Here is a 19,310-nt window from a genome sequence, read left to right on the forward strand (position 1 = left end):
AATTCCAAGTTAGCAGAATATAATATCTATCCTCTTCTATGTTAAATCTTATTAATTATAGAGTTATATTAAGCTTTAAATTCAGCTTTACTTCCTTTATTTGTTGAAGATACTTCTAATTTCACTTCTATTCTATCTTTTAACTCTTGTACATGAGATATAACTCCAACTACTCTTCCATCTCCTTGAAGTTCTATTAGACATTCTATAGCAGCATCTAAAGATTCTGGATCTAATGTACCAAAGCCTTCATCTATAAACATAGTATCTAATTGTATTCCACCTGAATAGCTTTGTACTACATCTGCTAATCCTAATGCCATTGAAAGAGATGCTTTAAAGGATTCCCCTCCAGATAAAGTTTTTACATCCCTAGATTTTCCTGTATAATTATCAAATACTTGAAGATCTAACCCTTGTCCTTTTCTCTTATCTCCAAGTTCCTCTTTTCTTAAAAGTACAAATCTATTACAGGTCATTTGAGAAAATCTTAAATTTGCAGCAGTTATAATATCTTCAAAATATGCAGCTAAAACATATCGTTCAAAGCTAATTTTTCTAGGATTATCTCCATTAATTATCTTTGCTAGCTTTCCAACATTACTATATTTCTTTTCATCTGCTTCTATTGATTTATTGAAGCTTTTGCAATCCTCAAGTATTTTACCATTTTGATTTACCCTTAAATAAATTTCCTTTTCCTTTTCTTCTAATATTATCTTATCTTCATTTTTTAGTTTTAATTCTTCTTCAATAGAATACACATCTACAAATTTTAAGTCCTTACAGCCTTCAAATGAAATATTATATATTTTCTCTGAATTAGAAAGCTTCATATTATATTGATTTATACTATTCTCAAGTAAATCTACTTCTTCCTCTGTAAGCCTACTATCAGAATAATCTTTATATCCTTCAAAACCTAATTCAATAACTTTATTTTTAAAGTTATCCAATGCAATATTTAATTCTTCTTCTGAAGTTTTAACCATAGCTTCTAAAGAATTTTTGTTTCCATTTTCTTTATCAAAAATAGTTTTTACATCATTAAAATACTTCTCAGCTTTATTATAACTTTCTTTAATATTATCTAATTCTTTATTAATATTAAGTTCTTCCTTTTCTAAAGTATCTATGGTTTTAATTTCTCCATTAAATTCCTTAATTATATTTTCTAAATTTGCTTCTTGAGACTTAAATTCCCCTTCTTTAATAACTAGTTCATTATTCTTATCCTTTAATTCTGCTGTTAAATTTTCATTAGCAATTTCAATTTCTTTCTTTCTTTTATTCTTTTCGATTTCTTTTGAAATTTCTTTTTCCATGCTAGTTTTCTTATTAATTAATAAATTTAATTCTTCATTAATTACTTTTATGCTGTTATTAACTTTTTCTATGGAATAATTTAAATCTTCAATATTATCTTCATTATAAATTTCAACAAATAAAGGCTTAATATAATCATTTTTTAAAGAATCTATTTCCGCCTTAATTTTAGTTAACTCTCTATAATACTTTTCTCTAGTATTATAAGCTTCTTCTGACTTTAATTTTGCTTCTTTTACAGCTTCTTCATTTATACTATCCACATCAATATGAGCTAAGGATGGATGGTTAGTTGAACCACAAACTGGGCATGGTTCCCCTTCCTTTAAATCCTTTGCTAATATTCCTGCTACATTTCTTCTAAAAATATCCTCTAACTTTTCATAAACTTCCTTCTTATCTAAGTAGTCCTTATTAGCTTTTTCATAGAAGCTACTTCCCTTTTCATGTCTTGAAACTTCTTTTCTACATTTATCTAAAGATACAAAAAGTTTATTTAACTTCTCGCCCTTACTAATATAATTAATTTCATTAATTTTTAGCTTATTAACTTCTTCCTTTAGTTTTGCTATACTTTCTAATTCATCAGAAAGTACCTTTAATTCATTTGAATTTTTCTCTATGCTATTATTAATGATTGTAATTCTTTCACTAATACTTTTAGATTGTACTTTAAGAAGCTCTAATTTTTCTTTATTATTTGAATAATTTAAGGATTTTTCTTTTAATTTTTCAATTTCATCTAGCTTTTTATTTAATTGATTTTTTAAAGGCTCTTTATTAACTTCTTCTTTAAATTTTAATTCTGCCTTTTCTAAATCTTCTTTATATCTTATTAAATTTTCTTCACTTATTTTTAAAGCTTCTTTTGACTTATTAAGATACCTTTTCTTTTCTTCATATTTTTCTTCAAAGGATAATGCTGTTTGTGCCTTTTTCGCTAATTTTAATTTTTCTTCTTTATTCTTATACTGATCTTTTAATAAGATTAGATTGTCAAATTCATCTTTATATTTTTTAAGATCCTCTAACTTCTTGTTTGTTTCCTTAGCTAAGGTTAAATTTTTAGAAATGCTATTAATTTCATTATTTACTTTATCTAGCTTTATTTTTAGTTCTTCTTCCTCTTCTTTATCCTTCTTTATAGAATCATTAAACTTATCTAATATTAAGCTAATATTTAAATCCTTATTATTTATAAGATTATTTAATCCTTCATCATCATTTCTTAAAGTAAAGGATCTAATCTTATTTTCTCTATCTCTTTGTACTATTTCTATGGATTTTTTTAGGTTATTTGCTTCATTTTTTATATTTTGTTGAATATCTGAAAAAATCTTAGTTCCAAATATCTTTCTAAATATCTCTTCCTTCTTATCACTATCAGAATTTAATAATTTTTTAAATTCTCCCTGGGGAATCATTACAAGTTGTTTAAATTGATCACAAGTTATACCTAATATTTCTTCAACTAATTTAGTGACTTCCTTAGGGCCAGATATAGTCTTATCTTTTAATTTAATTTCTGCCGTTGGCTTACTTTCAGTAAAGCCCTCACCTTTTTGCTTTGCCCTAAAGTATTGAGGTGATCTTTTTATATAATAGTCTTTATCTCTTAGGGAAAACCAAAGCTCAACTTCTGTTGGCGTTGTTGGATCTGCAAAATCACTTCTTAGTGATTTCCCTTCCCTATCACTGCCACTAGCTTCTCCATATAACGCATAGTTTATAGCATCAAATATTGTGGTTTTACCTGCCCCAGTATTACCTGTTATAACAAACATATTCTTATCATCAAGATACTTTTCAAAATCTAATACTTGTATATCTGCATAGGGTCCAAAGGCTGAAATAACTAATTTTTTTATTTTCATTTACTCTTCTCCCCTTTCTGCAGCTTCCATAACTCGTTTCATAATATCTAGTTCTTCTTCAGTACATTCTTCATCCATTATATCTTTATAAAAGCCTTCAAATAATGCTAGCTTTGATTTTTCCTTTATATTATTAGCTATTCTTCTACTACCTTCTCTTACTACTCGCTCTTCTCTTGATAATTCCATAACATTTGGATAAATAGCTCTAAGCTTAGCCATAGGATCTAATAATTCGCCCTTATCACTTAATATAACCTTTAAATAGTCTTCATTGTTTTCTTCTGGGTTATATCCACTTAATATTTCTTCTAAAGTCCCCTTCTTTTCTCTAAAATCTCTCTTAGGTTTTAAGTCATAAATTTCAATGTTAACTTCTCCATTTGCATCTAAATCTACTATTGTAATTCCTTTTCGTTGATTAACCTCAGAGAAAGAATATTTCATAAGGGAACCAGAGTATCTTATTTTGTCACTACCTATCTTTTGTGGTCCATGTAAATGTCCAAGAGCAGTATAATTAAATATATTAAAATGTTTAGAGTTAATATATTCAGTTCCACCTATAGACAAAGGTTTTTCAGAGTCGCTTTCTTCTAATTTCTCAAAGCCATCATCTTTTATACCTGTAACATATCCATGAGCTATAGCTATATTACGTTCATTTTCATTAAAGTCCTTTGATATTTCAGATATTATCCTTTCCATGGCTAAATCATAATTTTTTATATTTTCATCTTCAAATAAATCTCTAACATATGGAACATCTGCATAAGGAATTGGATAAAAATTCACTTTTCCATTTTCATCTTCTAAAGTTACTTTCTCTATTTTTCTTTTTAAATTTCCAAATATATAAAGCCCACTATTTGCTAAAAGTGAACTTGCAAATTCTATTCTTTCATTACTATCATGATTTCCTGCTAAAGCTATTACCTTAGTATTTAAATCTTTCACTATTCTTATTAAAGATTTATTTAATAGCTCCACCGCCTGTACTGGTGGTACAGACCTATCATATAAATCTCCAGCTATTACTAATACATCTGGTCTTTTTTCTTCAATTGCTTTACATAATTCTTCAATAATATATTCTTGATCTTCTGTCATATAGAAACCATTAACAAGCTTTCCTATATGCCAATCAGCCATATGAAATATTCTCATAATTTTACCTCCAGGAATTTAATTTAAAAACTTAATAAGATCATCTGCAAGTGCTTTTGCATCCTCATATCCTCTGTTATATATGGCTTCAAGCTTATTTTTATCTCTTTCAAATCTGCTTACTTCTAAAGGTATACTAGGTCTAATAATAAAGCATTTTCCCTCTTTTTCTAATTTATCTAGTAAATCTAAAGTATCATTATAATGCTTATATCTGTTTTCCATTGCATCTATAAGTCCTTTATAATTTTTATATTTTCTTTTTATTATAGGCATAATCTTTGATTTGCTTTTTCTATAACCTTTATGTTGAGTTAGTATAACCACATGTTTTTCCATGCCATCTTCTATTGCTTTTTGAATTGGAATAGGTGCTGCAATTCCACCATCCATAAGTTTCTTATTATCATACTCTATTACTTTTGCAACTAAAGGAAGTGATATAGATGCCTTTAAAGCATCGTATCCATCTTTATTAAAATCCTTTATATTATAAAATTCAGGTAATCCAGTATCACAATTAGTAGATCCAACTAAAAACTTTGTTCCTGAAGATATAAAAGCTTCATGATCAAAAGGCTCTAATTCATTAGGTATTATGTTAAAAAGCATATTCATTCCGAAGGCTGATCCAGTTTTAATTAAATTACTAAAACTTAGGTATCTTTTATCATTAATATAATTTATGTTAACTCTATAATTTCTTTTTCTTTGTTTAGAAATATAAGAAACACAATTACAAGCTCCTGCTGATACGCCTATACAATAATTAATGTTTATATTCTTATCTAAAAGTAAATCTAAAACTCCAGCAGAGTAAACTCCTCTCATCCCCCCACCTTCAAGGATAAGTGATGTGTTATTCATATTTATTCCTCCAAATCTTATGTATTGTAATTATATCCATTATCTTAAAATTATATCATTTTAATTTTTAAATAACTATTATCTATATATTACTTATTCTAAAACTTTTCCATATTTTTTATGGAAGAAAAAGGTAAGCTTGCACCTACCTTTTTAATAATAATCACTTCTTCTATCTAAAAGTGTTACATCTCTCCAGTTACCAAATATATCCCTTGCTATTGATTTTCTTCTGCCAATTACTTCAAAACCATTTTTTATATGTAAATTTATACTAGCAGTGTTATCAGAGAAAATTATACTTTCTAATAGCCAATAACCATTATTCTCACTTTCTTTAATAACAGCCTTTAAAAGTTCATCACCTATACCTTGCCCCCTGTTTTTTGAAGATATATAAATGCTTACCTCACAAACCCCATCATAAGCAGGTGATGTTGACTTTCCCTTAGATAAGGCTACCCAGCCTACTACTTCATCATTAATGACTTTTACAAATCTACACTCATGAATATGACCTTTATCCCAATCATCAACTGTTGGAACTTTTCTTTTAAATGTTGAATTTCCTTCTACTATTGCTTCAGCTAATATAGATAAAACTTTATCTATATCTTTATACTCCATTTTTCTAATCATTTTAAGCCCCCAATATTATTTATTTTATATAAATTATAAGCTTCTTATATTTTACTTGTCTACTTACAATAAATAAAAAACTATAAAAAGAAATTTAATGATATAATTCTTTTATAAATATTATGAATAATATAAATTTAAGGAGTAAAATAATATGATTGGAAAAATAATATTAAACTTAGCAATGAGTTTAGATGGTTATATAGCTGAAGAAGATGGTAGCTTTGAATGGATTGTTGGAGATGGTAACTCTTCTCTTAATACAGAAACCAAATATGATTTCGAAGGATTTGTAGAAGATATTGATGTTGTAGTTATGGGGAAAAACTGCTGTTTTCAAGGCTTTCATGAAGACTATAAAGAAAAAGAAGTATATATTGCAACTTCAGAAGAAATAGATGACTATGATAACTTCCATTTTATAAATGGAGATATATGTAAGACTATACTTGATTTAAAAAATTCAGGTAAAAATATATACTTATTTGGTGGTGGAATTCTTATTGATAACTTCATTAAAGATAATATAATTGATGAATATATTATAGGAATAATACCTACTATCTTAGGTAAAGGAAGAAAGTTATTTTTAGATAATAACCCTAAAATAGATTTAAATCTTACTTCATATTATATTGAAGATGGCATAGTAATAATGAAATATTCAAAGCGATAAAAAAGGATATAGATATTATATTCTTTGCGACCTCGCAGGCTCCAAGTCGCCATAATATAATATCTATATCCTCATATAATGACGGAAGGGAATTTATAAATGAAATACCTTCTCATATTCATTCGAAGGTATAAGTTCTACCAAACTAAATCAAAGATTTAGGGTATCACTTAAAAATTATTCATAGGGTAATATTTTTATAAATTCCTAGAAAATAAAATAAATCACTAAGATAAGTATGTATTTAATAGTTATCTTAGTGATTTTATTTCTTAATATATATTAAACTACTTCACTTGTAAATACTTCATAAAGATCTTTTCTTCTTGCTTTTGCTAAAGCATTAGCTAATGCATAAGATATAGCTCCATCTACAAAATGATGAAGAATAGTACCAATAGCAACCACCACTACAAATTGATAAACAGAAAAACCAAAAGGAATAACTATCAGTCCTTCTAAAATTCCATGTATAGGTGCAGTAAAAGCAATTGCCTTTTTTAAATTCTTATCTTTACTAATTATTAATGCACCAACATATCCTACTATTATGTGCATTGATGCTCTTGCAGCCACAACTAATGGAGTGGTTATAAAGAATCCTAATGCTGATCCTACCCCTACAACTACTGCAACTGATGGTGATATTAACATTGCTAAAAACATTGGAATATGAGACCCAATAGTTGCTGTAAATGGTCCAAGTGTTATTCTTAAAAAGCCAAATTGAGTAGGAATAATTATTGCTATAGCTGTTAATACAGCTGCAAATACCATTTTTCTAATTTTATTACTGATATCCATATAAAATCCCCCTATCTAGTGTATATACACTAGTATAATAATTATATATTCACTTGTAAATATTTATTTTCAAAGTTTTGTATAATTATTTTACTTTTATAGGTAAGATATTTATTTATTTTATAAACTCTGAAAGGAGTCTGACCCTTAACTTTACATTTTTCATTATTAATTTTTAATTTTTCTACAGCCTCTTCATAGTAAAAATCTTTATAAATTATTCAGTTTGATAAGATAAATCTTCTTTTTCATCTTGTCTATTATGTAATTTTAACATTACAAACCTTGCTATAGGTTGAGCTATTAACAATTCTACTCCAAGAGAAATGGCAAAATTTCTTGGCCATTTATAGAAAAACATTGTTATTGGCTCAAGACTTATATGCCTACTTCCTATCCATGTTCCTACTACAGTTAAAAATATCGACATAAGAAAGACTGTGCATAAAATATTAATTACTATATGTGAATTAAAACTATCCTCTTTGCTAACTATTTTTTCAGTAAGATAACTTGCTGGTTTATGTGTTAGTAATACAAGTATTATTACGCTTATCCATATAAATGGCATTATTTTATAAACATCCATCCATACCCCCATATTAAATCCTATTTCGAAGCATGTAATTAGTGGTGCGATAATATTTACTGATATAATAGAAACAACCGCCATAAATAGTACGAACTCTTTCTTATTTCTTGGTAATTTCATATAAAACTCCATTTTTTCTCTCCTTTGTTAATTTAAAATTTTTTTCATTTATACCATAAATATAATAAAAAAAGCGTAAAATCCCCATGGATTTTACGCTGAACAATTATACGCGCTGATATAATATCTATCATTATATATTATTAAACTTAATTTTTTCAAGTGTAAATTTCAAATTTATCCTTAATAAGTTATGTTTTCTTATTTTTTTTATACTTTTTATAAGTTTTTTTCCCAGTATCAATGCTAGCATTTACTGGAAAAAATATTCCTTCATATACTTTATTAGTTCTTTTGCGAGATAAAAGATAAATTATAAGAAATGGACTTAATAGAACTATTATATTGGGAATTATTCCAATATTCCACTTAGGTATAAAGAAATAAACTAACATTACTAGATATATATGAAATACATATATATTCATAGTGGCCTTTCCTAAATTAGTATATGATTTCTTTTTCTTTGGAACTAATGATATAACACAAATGCTAAATATTATTGAAAAAATATATAAAATAATCCTAAAAAGAATTCCTCTTAATAATGAAACATCTAATGCCTTAAAAGAATAAGAGTAATATAAAAACTTATAATCAAACAGATCCATCTTAACTACATATATAGCAAAGAATAAAAAAATAATTATTCCTAAAATAGATAGTAACTTATTAAAATTACTTATCTTATCTAAATGCTCTTTTTTAGTATAATACCCTAAAAGGAAAAAAGGTAAAAATACAATAGTTCTTGATATGGATAATATACTCCCAATACTAGGTATAACTCCTACTAGTGCTCCAACTAAGAAACTTAATATAAGAACATACTTAAATCTAACTAAGTATTTTAGTGAAATTCTCCAAAAAAACAAACTTAGCAAATACCATAATGTCCATCCTGGAGATATAACAGAAAACATAAATCTTTTAGTTCCAATATAAACTGCTGTATACCAGATCATATTAAATATTATATAAGGTATTAGTAATTTCTCTACTGCTTTTCTTTTCATCCTATAAAAATTCTTAGATAGATACCCTGATATAAAAACAAAAAGTGGCATATGAAATGTATAGATAAAAATATATATTATTCTTAATTCAATATTATCTTTAATATAGTACTCAATTACATGTCCAAACACTACAAAGAAAATTAATATTACTTTTAAATTATCTACTAAATAATTTCTATCCCTTATTTTTTCCATACTTTTTCTATAAAACCTAATATTTTCTTAGATTCTTTTTCTCCTTTATTTAAGAATAAAGAGATTATATCTGAATGGTACTTTCCATGTATTATAAATAATTTAGCATTTCCATTAAAACTTTTTACTCTATCAACAAAACTAATAGAGTTTTCTATATTTATTAATGGATCTTTATTCCCATGAATACAAAGAACATCTATACTTATATCTTTATTAATTAAATTAATTGGATTAATTATTTCTGCATTATTCTCATAACCTATATAATTATCTATTAAAGTTCTTGAATGTTTAGAAGTGCATTTATCAAAGTCTAAAACTCCTGATATAGTTATTAAGCCCTTAAAAATATCTTTATTTATATTAAATTCACTTTGCTTTTCTAAATTAAATACTAAGTTTACAGATAATTCTCCTCCTGCAGAAAATCCCATAACAAAGATATCATTAACATTTTTCCTTTTAGATATATAATCTTTTAAAGCCTGAAAAACATCATTAATTTGTGTGGGGTATTTATATAATGGTACTAATCTATATGCAGGAATAACAACTGTATACCCTAAATCATTAAAATATTTTCCAATGCAGCTAGATGTTTTGGGACTTCCATGCCACCATCCTCCACCATGAATAAATAATATTGTTGGCTTATTTTCCTCCCCTTCAAAAACTCTATAATATTGTTTAATGTTATCACCATATTTATATGTTTTAAAATTATTTTTCCTACTTAACAAATTAATCATAAAGGCTTTAATTACTATGGGAATCATAGCAAACTTCTCTTCTATCCTATAACGAAACATACTTTTTTTCTCCAAATCACATAATCTCATTAATTATATATTATAAAATTTCATTAATTTTGCATAGTATTAATTCCACTTAATATATTTAATAATATATTAAGTGCTTTTTAGGAGAATTTTATGATACATAGTCAATCTTTTATACCGTTAATATTATCCCTAATTGCAGGACTATCTACTGTAATAGGTGCATTTATATTATTCTTTTCTAAAATACAGAACAAAAAATTAATAACCTTTGCCTTATCTTTTTCAGCAGGTGTTATGATAACTGTATCCTTTACAGATTTATTTGCTTCAGCTGAAGAAACCTTGAGAAAGTATCGTGGCAATTTGAAAGGAGTTTTCCTAGCTTTATTTTTTTTAATTTCTGGAGTCATCATTGCTTTACTTATTGATAAATTTATACCAGATAATCCTACAAATTTTAAAACTTCAAATCCTGATAAACTTTATAGAGTTGGATTTGTATCAATGATTGCATTAATGATACATAACTTTCCAGAAGGGATTGCTACCTTTGTTTCAGGCTACGAAAATACCTCTTTAGGGATTTCTATTGCCCTTGCTATTGCTCTTCATAATATCCCTGAAGGTATTTCTATAGCAATGCCTATTTATTACTCTACAAATAGTAAAGCTAAAGCTTTTAAATATACCTTTTATTCAGGTCTTGCTGAACCCCTAGGTGCTTTTATTGCTTTTCTATTTTTAAGACCCTATATTAATGAAATAATTTTAGCTATAACCTTTGCCTTAGTAGCAGGAATAATGCTATATATATCCTTTGGAGAACTAATCCCAACTGCAAGGGAATATAAATATCATAAGACCTACCTTTTCTCTATTTTTTTAGGCATCATAACGATTATATTAAGCCATATGTATTCACATTAAGAGATTAAATAAATATCATATTCGTTGCGACCTCGTAAAAACTCCAAATCATCGCAATATGATATTTATTTATCTAAAGCAAAAGAAAAGGAGCTGTCGTAAACAGCTCAAATTAAAAATGTATCATTTTTGATGTAATTTGAAACAAATTACTAAAAAGTATCTATTTTAGAAACTCCCAAAAGAGTTTCTTCTTTAATTCTTTTACTTTTTCATTCTTTAATTATTTCATTATTAACTCTTCATTCCCTAACTGTCTCTTCCATCTTCCACAAGAAGATAACCTAATTTAGGTTCTCTATTTAATAAACCTATAATATATATAGTATAAAATTTTCCGTTGGTAAGCTTTCTATCATTAATATATTTAAACAATTCTGAAAATGATGAAAAGGTAACCTTAAAGTCATATATTGCTGGTGAAAGTGGATAATATCCTGTAGTTTCTAAATATTCAACATTATTAAAAAGAATTATATCATTAACTAATGATAAGGATATTAATGGTGCATTTGGAGATAAATGAATAAATCTTAGAAAGCAGCTTCCAATTTTCACTTTATCCTTAACACTTGCATCATTTAATGTGAAAATATCCAAATCTCCACCTAATGTTACTATGCTGGTAGTGGAACTACTATTAGGCATAATATCTACATCTTTAGTTATTAATGGTTTATCATAAGTACCTGGCTTATACAATTGTAATTCATAAGTACCAGGTGCAATATTTTCATAACATGTTATATCTGAAAATGCTAAATCCTTTCCCATTGGCATTCCACTTAAGTAAACATCCACTGTAGGTGCTGACGGAACTGCATGAATAAATCTTATTTTACTTTGTAAATTAGGTAAGTTTTGACGAAATAACATTACTATTCCCCCTTTTTACAATTTTCATCATCTAAAGTTATTTTAATTATTTTTTTAGTGATTAACTGATAAATAGGTTTAGGAATATTATAGGCCTTAAAAGTATCCATTATAGAATTATCATTTTTGATAGATCCATAAATCATATCTACTTTATCTAAATTATTATCTTCTTCACCTCTATAAGATTTAGTTAAATAATCTCCAAAGCTTAAATTCCTTAAAAGCTCCATATGAATTGGCTCTTCCATATAATTTCTATTATTAATCATTGATTTCATATTCGTATTTTGCATTCCATTTGGATTATTAGTTGCATTTGGATTATTCATTCCATTTAAATTATTCATTGTATTAGGATAATTTACTGCACCTGGATTATTCATTCCATTAGGATTATTCATTGTATTAGGGTGACTTACTGAATTCGAATTATTCATTTCATTTGGATTATTCAACATGTTCGGATTATTTGTCTCATTATTATTATTTATCCAATTTAAATTGTTCATTGTATTTGGATTATTCATCCAATTAGGATTGTTCATTGTATTTGGATTATTCATTCCGCTAGAATTATTACTTACATTTAAATTGCTAATTTCATTAAACTTATTCATTTTATTATTAGTTTTTTGCATATTTGTTGCATTGTTATTTTCGTTATTTGTATTGCTAGTCCCTTTTTTACATTTATCCTCCTTATTATAGGAAAACAATTCTTCACTTAAGGTTTCTGATGGGTACTCTAGATTAAAATCTTTTTCAAATTTCTTTGCTGCTTGATTATTATTTTGTAAATTAGAATTATCATTTTGAATATAATCTAAAGTCTTTAAAGTATTTCCTTGTAAATTAGAATTATCCATAGGTGTAATAAATTTTAATGCAAAACTATTTGGAATTTCATTAAATGCAGGTAATGCCATATCTATAATAGGAAACCATGTTGAATCTTTTTCTCTGAATGGTTCAGTTATATTTAATGGTATGAACTTTAAATCTTCTTCATTTCCATTCATATTGTTATAATACATATATTTCCTCCAAAAAATATTTCATTATAATTATACGCTATATTTTTATATATGTTCTTTTTATTTGCAATAGACCAAACTTTATTAGTTTCTTATCACCTTACTATACTTAACTGAATATTATAGAAAAGGAGGTTTTGCTATGAATGATTTAACAAATAATTCTTTTAGACATTTATTTATAGGCCTTGATAAGAAGGTACCAATTATTGATAACAATAAAATAATAGCAATTAATCTTGATAATGCAGCTACAACTCCAGTATTTAAAAGTGTTCTTGATAGAATTACAAAAGCTTGTGAATTATATGGTGCAATAGGTAGAGGCCTTGGCCAAAAATCAGAGTATTCAACTAAAATTTTTGCTGAATCAAGAGATTATATTTTAGATTTCTTTAATGCTTCTAAAGAAAAATATACTGTAATCTTTGTAAATAATACTACAGAAGGTATAAATAGATTATCAAATATATTGATTGAAGATAAAAGTAATATAGTTATTACAACCAGAATGGAACATCATTCTAATGACTTACCTTGGCGAGGAAAATGCAATTTAAAATATATTGAAGTAGATGAAAATGGTAGACTAAAACTAGATGAACTAGAATACTTATTGGATAAAAATAAGGGTTTAGTTAAATATGTCACTATTACTGCAGCCTCAAATGTTACAGGTTATATAAATAATTTATCTTATTTATCTAATCTTGTTCATAATTATAATGCAAAACTAATAATAGATGGTGCTCAAATTGTAGCTCATAAAAAAATAGACTTTAGTAAAAATAACATTGACTATTTAGTCTTTTCTGCTCACAAAATGTATGCACCCTTTGGTAGTGGAGCAATTATTGGGTTAAAAGAAGATTTTGAAAGATTAAACTCTGATCTAAAAGGTGGAGGTACAGTAAAATCTGTTTTAGATGATTCAGAAATACTATTAACACCTCCTGAAAAAGATGAAGCTGGTAGCCCTAATTTCTTTGGTTCTATTGCCTTAGTTCAGGCAATGAAGGAATTAGAAAATATAGGTTATGATGTAATTGAAAAAAATGAAAAAATATTATTAGAGCATACTATAAAAGGTCTTAATTCAATAAAGAATGTTATTTCTTATGCTGATAATATAAATATAGATGATAGACTTGGTATAGTTGTATTTAATATTAAAGATATTTATCATGCAGAATCTGCAAAACTATTAGCTAGCTTAAGAGCTATAGCAGTAAGACAAGGAGCTTTTTGTGCTCATCCATATGTAAAAAGACTATTAAATGTAAAATCTGAAGAATCAGGAAGACATTTAGTTGATACTACTTGCAAAATGCCTGGAATGGTTAGAGCTAGCTTTGGAGTATATAATTCTCTAAAGGAAATAGATATATTCTTAAACACTATAGAATTAATATGTAAATTAAGTAAATAAAGGAGCTGTGAAAACAGCTCCTTATTCTTTATCTCTTTGCTATTAAAAATTTAATTTTAATACCTTGTTCACTAAACATATTTTCATGTTCTGTTCTAACATTTCCAACAAAGTCGCTTTTATGTAAATCATAAGTTATGTACTCTATCTCAAATCCTGATTCTTTAAAATATACTAAAGATTCTTCAAATAGCTCATCATCATCAGTTTTAAAGTATATTCTACCTTCCTTAGATAAAAATTCCTTATACTTTTCTAGTTGAGTTGGATATGTTAGTCTTCTTTTCTTATGTCTTTCCTTTGGCCAAGGATTACAGAAGTTAATATATATTCTATCAACTATATCTTCTTTACTAAAAACATCATTAATTAAGAATATCTCTTGTGCCATTAACTTTAAATTGTTTACTTCTAAACCTTTTTCATCATATGCTTTTTCAATATTTCTCTTTGCAAGTACTAATACTTCATCCTTAATATCTATAGCTACATAATTTATATTTGGATTTTCTGATCCATGAACAGCTACGAAAGTTCCCTTTCCACATCCTAGTTCTAAATATATAGGATTGTCATTATTAAATGAATCTCTCCATTTACCTTTATATTCACTTGGATTTACTATAAAAAAATTACATGCTTCTAATTCAGGTCTAGCCCATGGCTTTTTTCTTAGTCTCATCTTATTCACTCCATTTACTCTAATTCATAACAATTATACAAATTTACATTCATTATATCAAATTTAATTTTTTCTATGGAATGATTTGCATAAATACTAATGTTATTATTTTTTATTTACCTTTGCATTTACTATGGTAACTTCAGAATATTTACTTACTTCATCCTTATATGTTTCTAGATTAATTGTAGACTTTTCAGCATCATCTTCTTTAAACTTCACTAATCCAACTAAGGTAACATCTTCATCTAAAGCTTTTCCTATTTTTGCAACTGAAGATTTTGAATCAAAATCTATGGCTTCTCCATAATATTTAGTTGTTTTATATTCTGGATTTTTACTATCCTTAGTATTTTCTGAATCTATTTCTGCAATAGAATATATTGATTTATCGGCTTCACCATCATTAGTTTTGGCTGTATTTATTACTATATGAATAATTGAATCTTTCTCTATGTTGGATGTGCTATAATTAGCAATTTCCTTAGTTTCTACTAATTCTCCATTTAAGTATTTTTCCATTGATAAATTTATATTATATTCAGAATCCTTAGGTAATACCATAGATGCAACAGTACTTTTATCATTTCCATAGTCTGCTGATTTTAATATTAATTCAACTACTCCTTGAATTTCTTGATTAACTACCTTAACATCACCTTCTGGTAAATTACTACCAGTTGTTGTACATCCTGCTAATCCCACTGTTAAAATTATCCCAACTAAAAGTGTTGATATCTTCTTTATCTTCATATGTTTTCCTCTTTTCATTAAAATTAACATTCTCTATTATATCATATGCAAAATATATAAAAATATAGATTATGTAAAATATATGTTAATTAATCATCTATATATATCAGCAGAAAGACTTTTCAATTTCTTGTAATCTAAGATAATGTATGACTCTTTATTTCTTTTTAATATATTCTTATCACAGAATCTATTCAATGTTCTTAATAAGTGTCTATAACTAGTTCCTAAAAGCTCTGAAATAATTGTTAAGGTATCATCAAATTTAAAATACTTATTTTCTTCTTTTACAACAGTAGAAATAATATAGCTAGCTAATCTATTTTCTAATGGATATAGTAAATTAATACTTGCATTTCTAGAGGATCTCTTTAATTTTTCTCCAAGAGAATTACATAAAAAATTAAGCAAATTAACATCTTTAATATGAACATTTCTAATTAATTTTATTGGTATCCCTATACATACACAAGGTTCTATTGCTTCTACATTACAGGTTGACAAGTCATTAGTTACCAGTTCTAAATCTCCTAAGGTATCTAATTCTTTATAGAAATCTAATAATAGCAACTTACCATTTTCAAGTGTCATATAAACCTTTGCTCTTCCCTCAACAAAGAACATTAAATATTCTATTTCATCTCCCTCTTTAAATATTAATTCTCTTTTATCAAAGAAAAGAAGTTCTAAGTTTTCTTTGATATATGAAGTAAATAAATTCTCTATATTGTGAATAGTGATATATTTTTCTATTAGTTTTAAATCTTTAATTATATTCATATTAACCTCATTATTAAATTTTATTACTATATTATATACTCATTATGACATATGTCATAATAGAATTTAATTCTTATATGTTAAATTAATATAAAAAAGGATACAGATATTATATTCCTTGCTCCGTCGCAGGCTCCAAGTCGCCAGAATATAATATCTATATCCTCATACACGGAAGGAAAGGAATTTATAAAAAATTATTCAAAGGGTAATATTTTTATAAATTCCTAGAAAATAAAAAGCTTTGGAGGAACATCATGTATAATTTCTTATCCTTTTTTACTGGAATATTAATAACTATAATGATTAGCCTAAATGGAGTTTTATCAAAACATTTAGGTAATTACTCATCGATTTTAGTAATTCATATTTTAGGATTTCTTATATTGACTTTAATTTTAACATTAAAAAAATATAAAATTAGCTTTAGTAAAGATATTCCATTAATATTATATAGTGCCGGAATAATAGGAGTATTTACTGTTTTATTTAACAATATAAGTTTTAGTGCTCTTGGAGCAGCATTAACTATTTCACTAGGCTTATTAGGACAAACTATTTCTTCAATTATTATAGATAGTTTTGGACTAATTAAAATGCAGAAGATAAGTTTTAAAAAAGAAAAGATCTTAGGATTATTATTAATTATATTAGGAATAGTTGTAATGACTATTTACTAAAAGGAGGATAGTATTTATGTTTTATTTATATATATTAATAGCTATATTAGCTGGTGTTTCCGTAGTAATTTCAAGGATTTTCAATTCTAGAATTGCTGATGAAATAGGAACTCTGCAAGGAACTTATATAAATTACCTAACAGGATTAATTGTGGCTTTTATTTTCTTTTTAATAAGCAAAGAATACTTAAACATACAAAATACCAATTATTCAAGTCTACCTTTTTACTCCTATTTAGGTGGGGCTATAGGAATATTAGTTGTTCTACTTTCAAACTACACTACTCCTAAAGTATCTAATTTTTCTTTATCTTTATTAGTATTTATAGGACAACTTTCTATAGGAATTATAATAGATTACTATTCTTATAATAAAATTTCCATAGGGAAAATATTAGGTGGAATATTAATACTATTAGGATTATCCTATAATATGCTTGTAGATAAGAAAAATAATCTCTTAATAGAAACTAAGAGTGTTAATTCATAAAAAAGGAACTGCTTTTACAGTTCCTTTGAATATTTAAATATTAGTTTTGTCCAAAATATCTATCAAGTAATCCCTTGAATGCTTGTCCATGTCTAGCTTCATCTTTACACATTTCATGTACTGTGTCATGTATAGCATCTAAGTTTAATTGTTTAGCTAATGTAGCTAAATCTTTCTTACCTTGGCAAGCACCGTGTTCTGCATCTACTCTAGCTTGTAAGTTAGCTTTTGTATCAGCAACTACTACTTCTCCAATTAATTCAGCAAACTTTGCAGCATGTTCTGCTTCTTCAAATGCTATTCTCTTATATGCTTCTGCAACTTCTGGGAATCCTTCTCTATCAGCTTGTCTTGACATTGCTAAGTACATTCCTACTTCTGTACATTCTCCCATAAAGTTAGCTTGTAATCCTTCCATAATTCTTGGATCTACATCTTTAGCAACTCCAACTCTATGTTCATCAGCCCAAGCTAAATCTCCTGTTTGTTCTACAAACTTGTCTGATCCAGCCTTACATATTGGGCATTGTGCTGGTGCCATTTCTCCTTCATATACATATCCACATACTGTACAAACGAATTTTTTCATTAATGAACTCCTCCTAGATTATTCAATTTATATAATTTATTTTTTCGGTGCTTTTATTATATAATAGTGATTATTATTTGTAAATACTCTATATAATTTTTTTAATAATTTCATAATAAAAATGTAAAAGATAGGAGTAAGCATATTGAACTACTCCTATCTTTTATATATTACATATATTAAATTTATTTAATTTTTATTTTAATTGATAGGTATGTCTATTTTCTTTTTTATTCTAGTTGCAATTTTATAAGGTAAATTTAAAGCTCTTTCTATATACTTGTCCTCTATTCTTTTAGTTGCAAAAATAACAATTTCAGCAATAATAATAGCTGCAACTCCATCTAGAATAAAATGTTGTTTTATAAATAATGTAGATAAAATTATTAATATACCTATTATACTTGTATAAATAAACCATGATTTATTATCTTTAATCTTTGTAAACCTAATAATAATATATGTGTTTAATACGTGAATTGAAGGAAAACAATTAAAGGGTCTATCAGCTTCATATATTAAATTAACTAATCTATTAGGTAATGTATTATTAGAAATTATAGGTCTTGATATCTCCACTGGATAAAAATAATAGAATAAATAACAAATACACATACTTATATAAATCACCATAAGAGATCTTAAATACCTTTTTCTATCTTTTGATAAAATAAATACTAATCCCAAGAAAATAAAAGCATACCAATATATATATGGGAAAATAAATGCAGATACATATGGTATTTCTTTATCTAGAGTTAATGATAGATCTTTACCACTCTTAGCTAGTGCTCCCGCTATTATATAATTAATATTTATTATTGGCAAAATAATAAACCAAGCTAAATCTAGCCACTTTATTTCATTTATATTATACTTAAAGATAATATTTTTAATAAAGTTTCTCATAAAACCACCCCATTTTATGTCTTATTTATTTTTCTCTAATACATATATTTTACAATATAATAATTATATTGTGCTAATTTTTTTTATTTTTAAG

Annotated in this window: 20 protein-coding genes; 5 read left to right on the plus strand and 15 right to left on the minus strand. The window is 26.2% G+C overall.

Annotated features, from left to right (window positions below):
- Positions 1–68: 68 nt before the first annotated feature.
- From ACFYH6_RS13650 to ACFYH6_RS13665, 4 genes are all read right to left on the minus strand, one after another.
- Positions 69–3,200 carry an AAA family ATPase gene (locus ACFYH6_RS13650; protein ID WP_416178365.1) on the minus strand — a complete coding sequence of 1,044 codons (3,132 nt, stop codon included), beginning with the start codon at positions 3,198–3,200 and terminating at the stop codon, positions 69–71.
- Positions 3,201–4,367, minus strand: coding sequence for an exonuclease SbcCD subunit D (locus ACFYH6_RS13655; RefSeq protein WP_416178364.1), 1,167 nt, complete (start codon positions 4,365–4,367; stop codon positions 3,201–3,203).
- An 18-nt stretch (positions 4,368–4,385) separates the two neighbouring features.
- Positions 4,386–5,234, minus strand: coding sequence for a patatin family protein (locus tag ACFYH6_RS13660; RefSeq protein ID WP_316342368.1), 849 nt, complete (start codon positions 5,232–5,234; stop codon positions 4,386–4,388).
- A 153-nt stretch (positions 5,235–5,387) separates the two neighbouring features.
- Entirely contained in the window at positions 5,388–5,873 is a 486-nt protein-coding gene (locus tag ACFYH6_RS13665) for a GNAT family N-acetyltransferase (RefSeq protein WP_416178363.1), read from the minus strand.
- A 154-nt stretch (positions 5,874–6,027) separates the two neighbouring features.
- Here ACFYH6_RS13665 and ACFYH6_RS13670 point away from each other — a divergent pair, with 154 nt between their 5' ends.
- Positions 6,028–6,549 (plus strand): dihydrofolate reductase family protein, encoded by a 522-nt coding sequence (locus ACFYH6_RS13670; RefSeq protein ID WP_416178362.1) that lies wholly within the window; start codon positions 6,028–6,030, stop codon positions 6,547–6,549.
- A 282-nt stretch (positions 6,550–6,831) separates the two neighbouring features.
- Here the strand turns inward: ACFYH6_RS13670 and ACFYH6_RS13675 are convergent, their stop codons facing one another.
- The 4 genes from ACFYH6_RS13675 to ACFYH6_RS13690 all read right to left on the minus strand — a co-directional run bounded on the left by ACFYH6_RS13675 (position 6,832) and on the right by ACFYH6_RS13690 (position 10,091).
- A complete protein-coding gene (locus ACFYH6_RS13675) occupies positions 6,832–7,353 on the minus strand; it encodes an ECF transporter S component (RefSeq protein WP_316342372.1) in 522 nt (173 codons plus the stop codon).
- Between the two features lie 217 nt (positions 7,354–7,570).
- On the minus strand, positions 7,571–8,077 hold the full coding sequence (locus ACFYH6_RS13680) for a hypothetical protein (RefSeq protein WP_316342373.1): 507 nt from the start codon (positions 8,075–8,077) through the stop codon (positions 7,571–7,573).
- A gap of 179 nt (positions 8,078–8,256) precedes the next feature.
- Positions 8,257–9,279, minus strand: coding sequence for an acyltransferase family protein (locus ACFYH6_RS13685; RefSeq protein WP_416178361.1), 1,023 nt, complete (start codon positions 9,277–9,279; stop codon positions 8,257–8,259).
- Complete coding sequence (locus ACFYH6_RS13690; RefSeq protein ID WP_416178360.1) at positions 9,267–10,091, minus strand: alpha/beta hydrolase; 825 nt, start codon at positions 10,089–10,091, stop codon at positions 9,267–9,269. The genes ACFYH6_RS13685 and ACFYH6_RS13690 overlap by 13 nt, the downstream gene beginning before the upstream one ends.
- Before the next feature lie 123 nt (positions 10,092–10,214).
- On the opposite strand from ACFYH6_RS13690, the gene zupT reads away from it, so the two are divergent.
- Entirely contained in the window at positions 10,215–10,991 is a 777-nt protein-coding gene (gene zupT / locus ACFYH6_RS13695) for a zinc transporter ZupT (protein ID WP_416178359.1), read from the plus strand.
- A 249-nt stretch (positions 10,992–11,240) separates the two neighbouring features.
- On the opposite strand, the gene ACFYH6_RS13700 is transcribed toward zupT, so the two are convergent.
- Both ACFYH6_RS13700 and ACFYH6_RS13705 read right to left on the minus strand, forming a co-directional pair.
- Entirely contained in the window at positions 11,241–11,867 is a 627-nt protein-coding gene (locus ACFYH6_RS13700) for a DUF4397 domain-containing protein (RefSeq protein ID WP_316342377.1), read from the minus strand.
- Between the two features lie 2 nt (positions 11,868–11,869).
- Positions 11,870–12,904: a hypothetical protein gene (locus ACFYH6_RS13705; protein WP_416178358.1), complete on the minus strand. Its 1,035-nt coding sequence runs from the start codon at positions 12,902–12,904 to the stop codon at positions 11,870–11,872.
- A gap of 142 nt (positions 12,905–13,046) precedes the next feature.
- Between ACFYH6_RS13705 and ACFYH6_RS13710 the strand changes: the two genes are divergently transcribed.
- Positions 13,047–14,333, plus strand: coding sequence for an aminotransferase class V-fold PLP-dependent enzyme (locus ACFYH6_RS13710; RefSeq protein WP_416178357.1), 1,287 nt, complete (start codon positions 13,047–13,049; stop codon positions 14,331–14,333).
- Positions 14,334–14,361: 28 nt separating this feature from the next.
- Here ACFYH6_RS13710 and trmB read toward each other — a convergent pair whose 3' ends face one another.
- From trmB to yeiL, 3 genes are all read right to left on the minus strand, one after another.
- Entirely contained in the window at positions 14,362–15,015 is a 654-nt protein-coding gene (gene trmB / locus ACFYH6_RS13715; protein ID WP_316342380.1) for a tRNA (guanosine(46)-N7)-methyltransferase TrmB, read from the minus strand.
- A gap of 105 nt (positions 15,016–15,120) precedes the next feature.
- Positions 15,121–15,768 carry a hypothetical protein gene (locus tag ACFYH6_RS13720; RefSeq protein WP_416178356.1) on the minus strand — a complete coding sequence of 216 codons (648 nt, stop codon included), beginning with the start codon at positions 15,766–15,768 and terminating at the stop codon, positions 15,121–15,123.
- A gap of 93 nt (positions 15,769–15,861) precedes the next feature.
- A complete protein-coding gene (gene yeiL / locus ACFYH6_RS13725; RefSeq protein WP_416178355.1) occupies positions 15,862–16,548 on the minus strand; it encodes a transcriptional regulator YeiL in 687 nt (228 codons plus the stop codon).
- 257 nt (positions 16,549–16,805) lie between these two features.
- Between yeiL and ACFYH6_RS13730 the strand changes: the two genes are divergently transcribed.
- Complete coding sequence (locus tag ACFYH6_RS13730; RefSeq protein WP_416178354.1) at positions 16,806–17,228, plus strand: DMT family transporter; 423 nt, start codon at positions 16,806–16,808, stop codon at positions 17,226–17,228.
- Between the two features lie 16 nt (positions 17,229–17,244).
- Entirely contained in the window at positions 17,245–17,718 is a 474-nt protein-coding gene (locus tag ACFYH6_RS13735; RefSeq protein WP_316342384.1) for a DMT family transporter, read from the plus strand.
- A 40-nt stretch (positions 17,719–17,758) separates the two neighbouring features.
- Here the strand turns inward: ACFYH6_RS13735 and ACFYH6_RS13740 are convergent, their stop codons facing one another.
- Together ACFYH6_RS13740 and ACFYH6_RS13745 are read right to left on the minus strand one after the other, a co-directional pair.
- Entirely contained in the window at positions 17,759–18,307 is a 549-nt protein-coding gene (locus ACFYH6_RS13740; protein WP_316342385.1) for an NADH peroxidase, read from the minus strand.
- Positions 18,308–18,508: 201 nt separating this feature from the next.
- Positions 18,509–19,216: a phosphatase PAP2 family protein gene (locus ACFYH6_RS13745; RefSeq protein ID WP_416178353.1), complete on the minus strand. Its 708-nt coding sequence runs from the start codon at positions 19,214–19,216 to the stop codon at positions 18,509–18,511.
- Positions 19,217–19,310 lie beyond the last annotated feature (94 nt).

Source organism: Clostridium sp. HCS.1 (assembly GCF_047900555.1).
In the GTDB taxonomy this organism is placed as follows: Bacteria; Bacillota; Clostridia; order Clostridiales; family Clostridiaceae; genus Clostridium.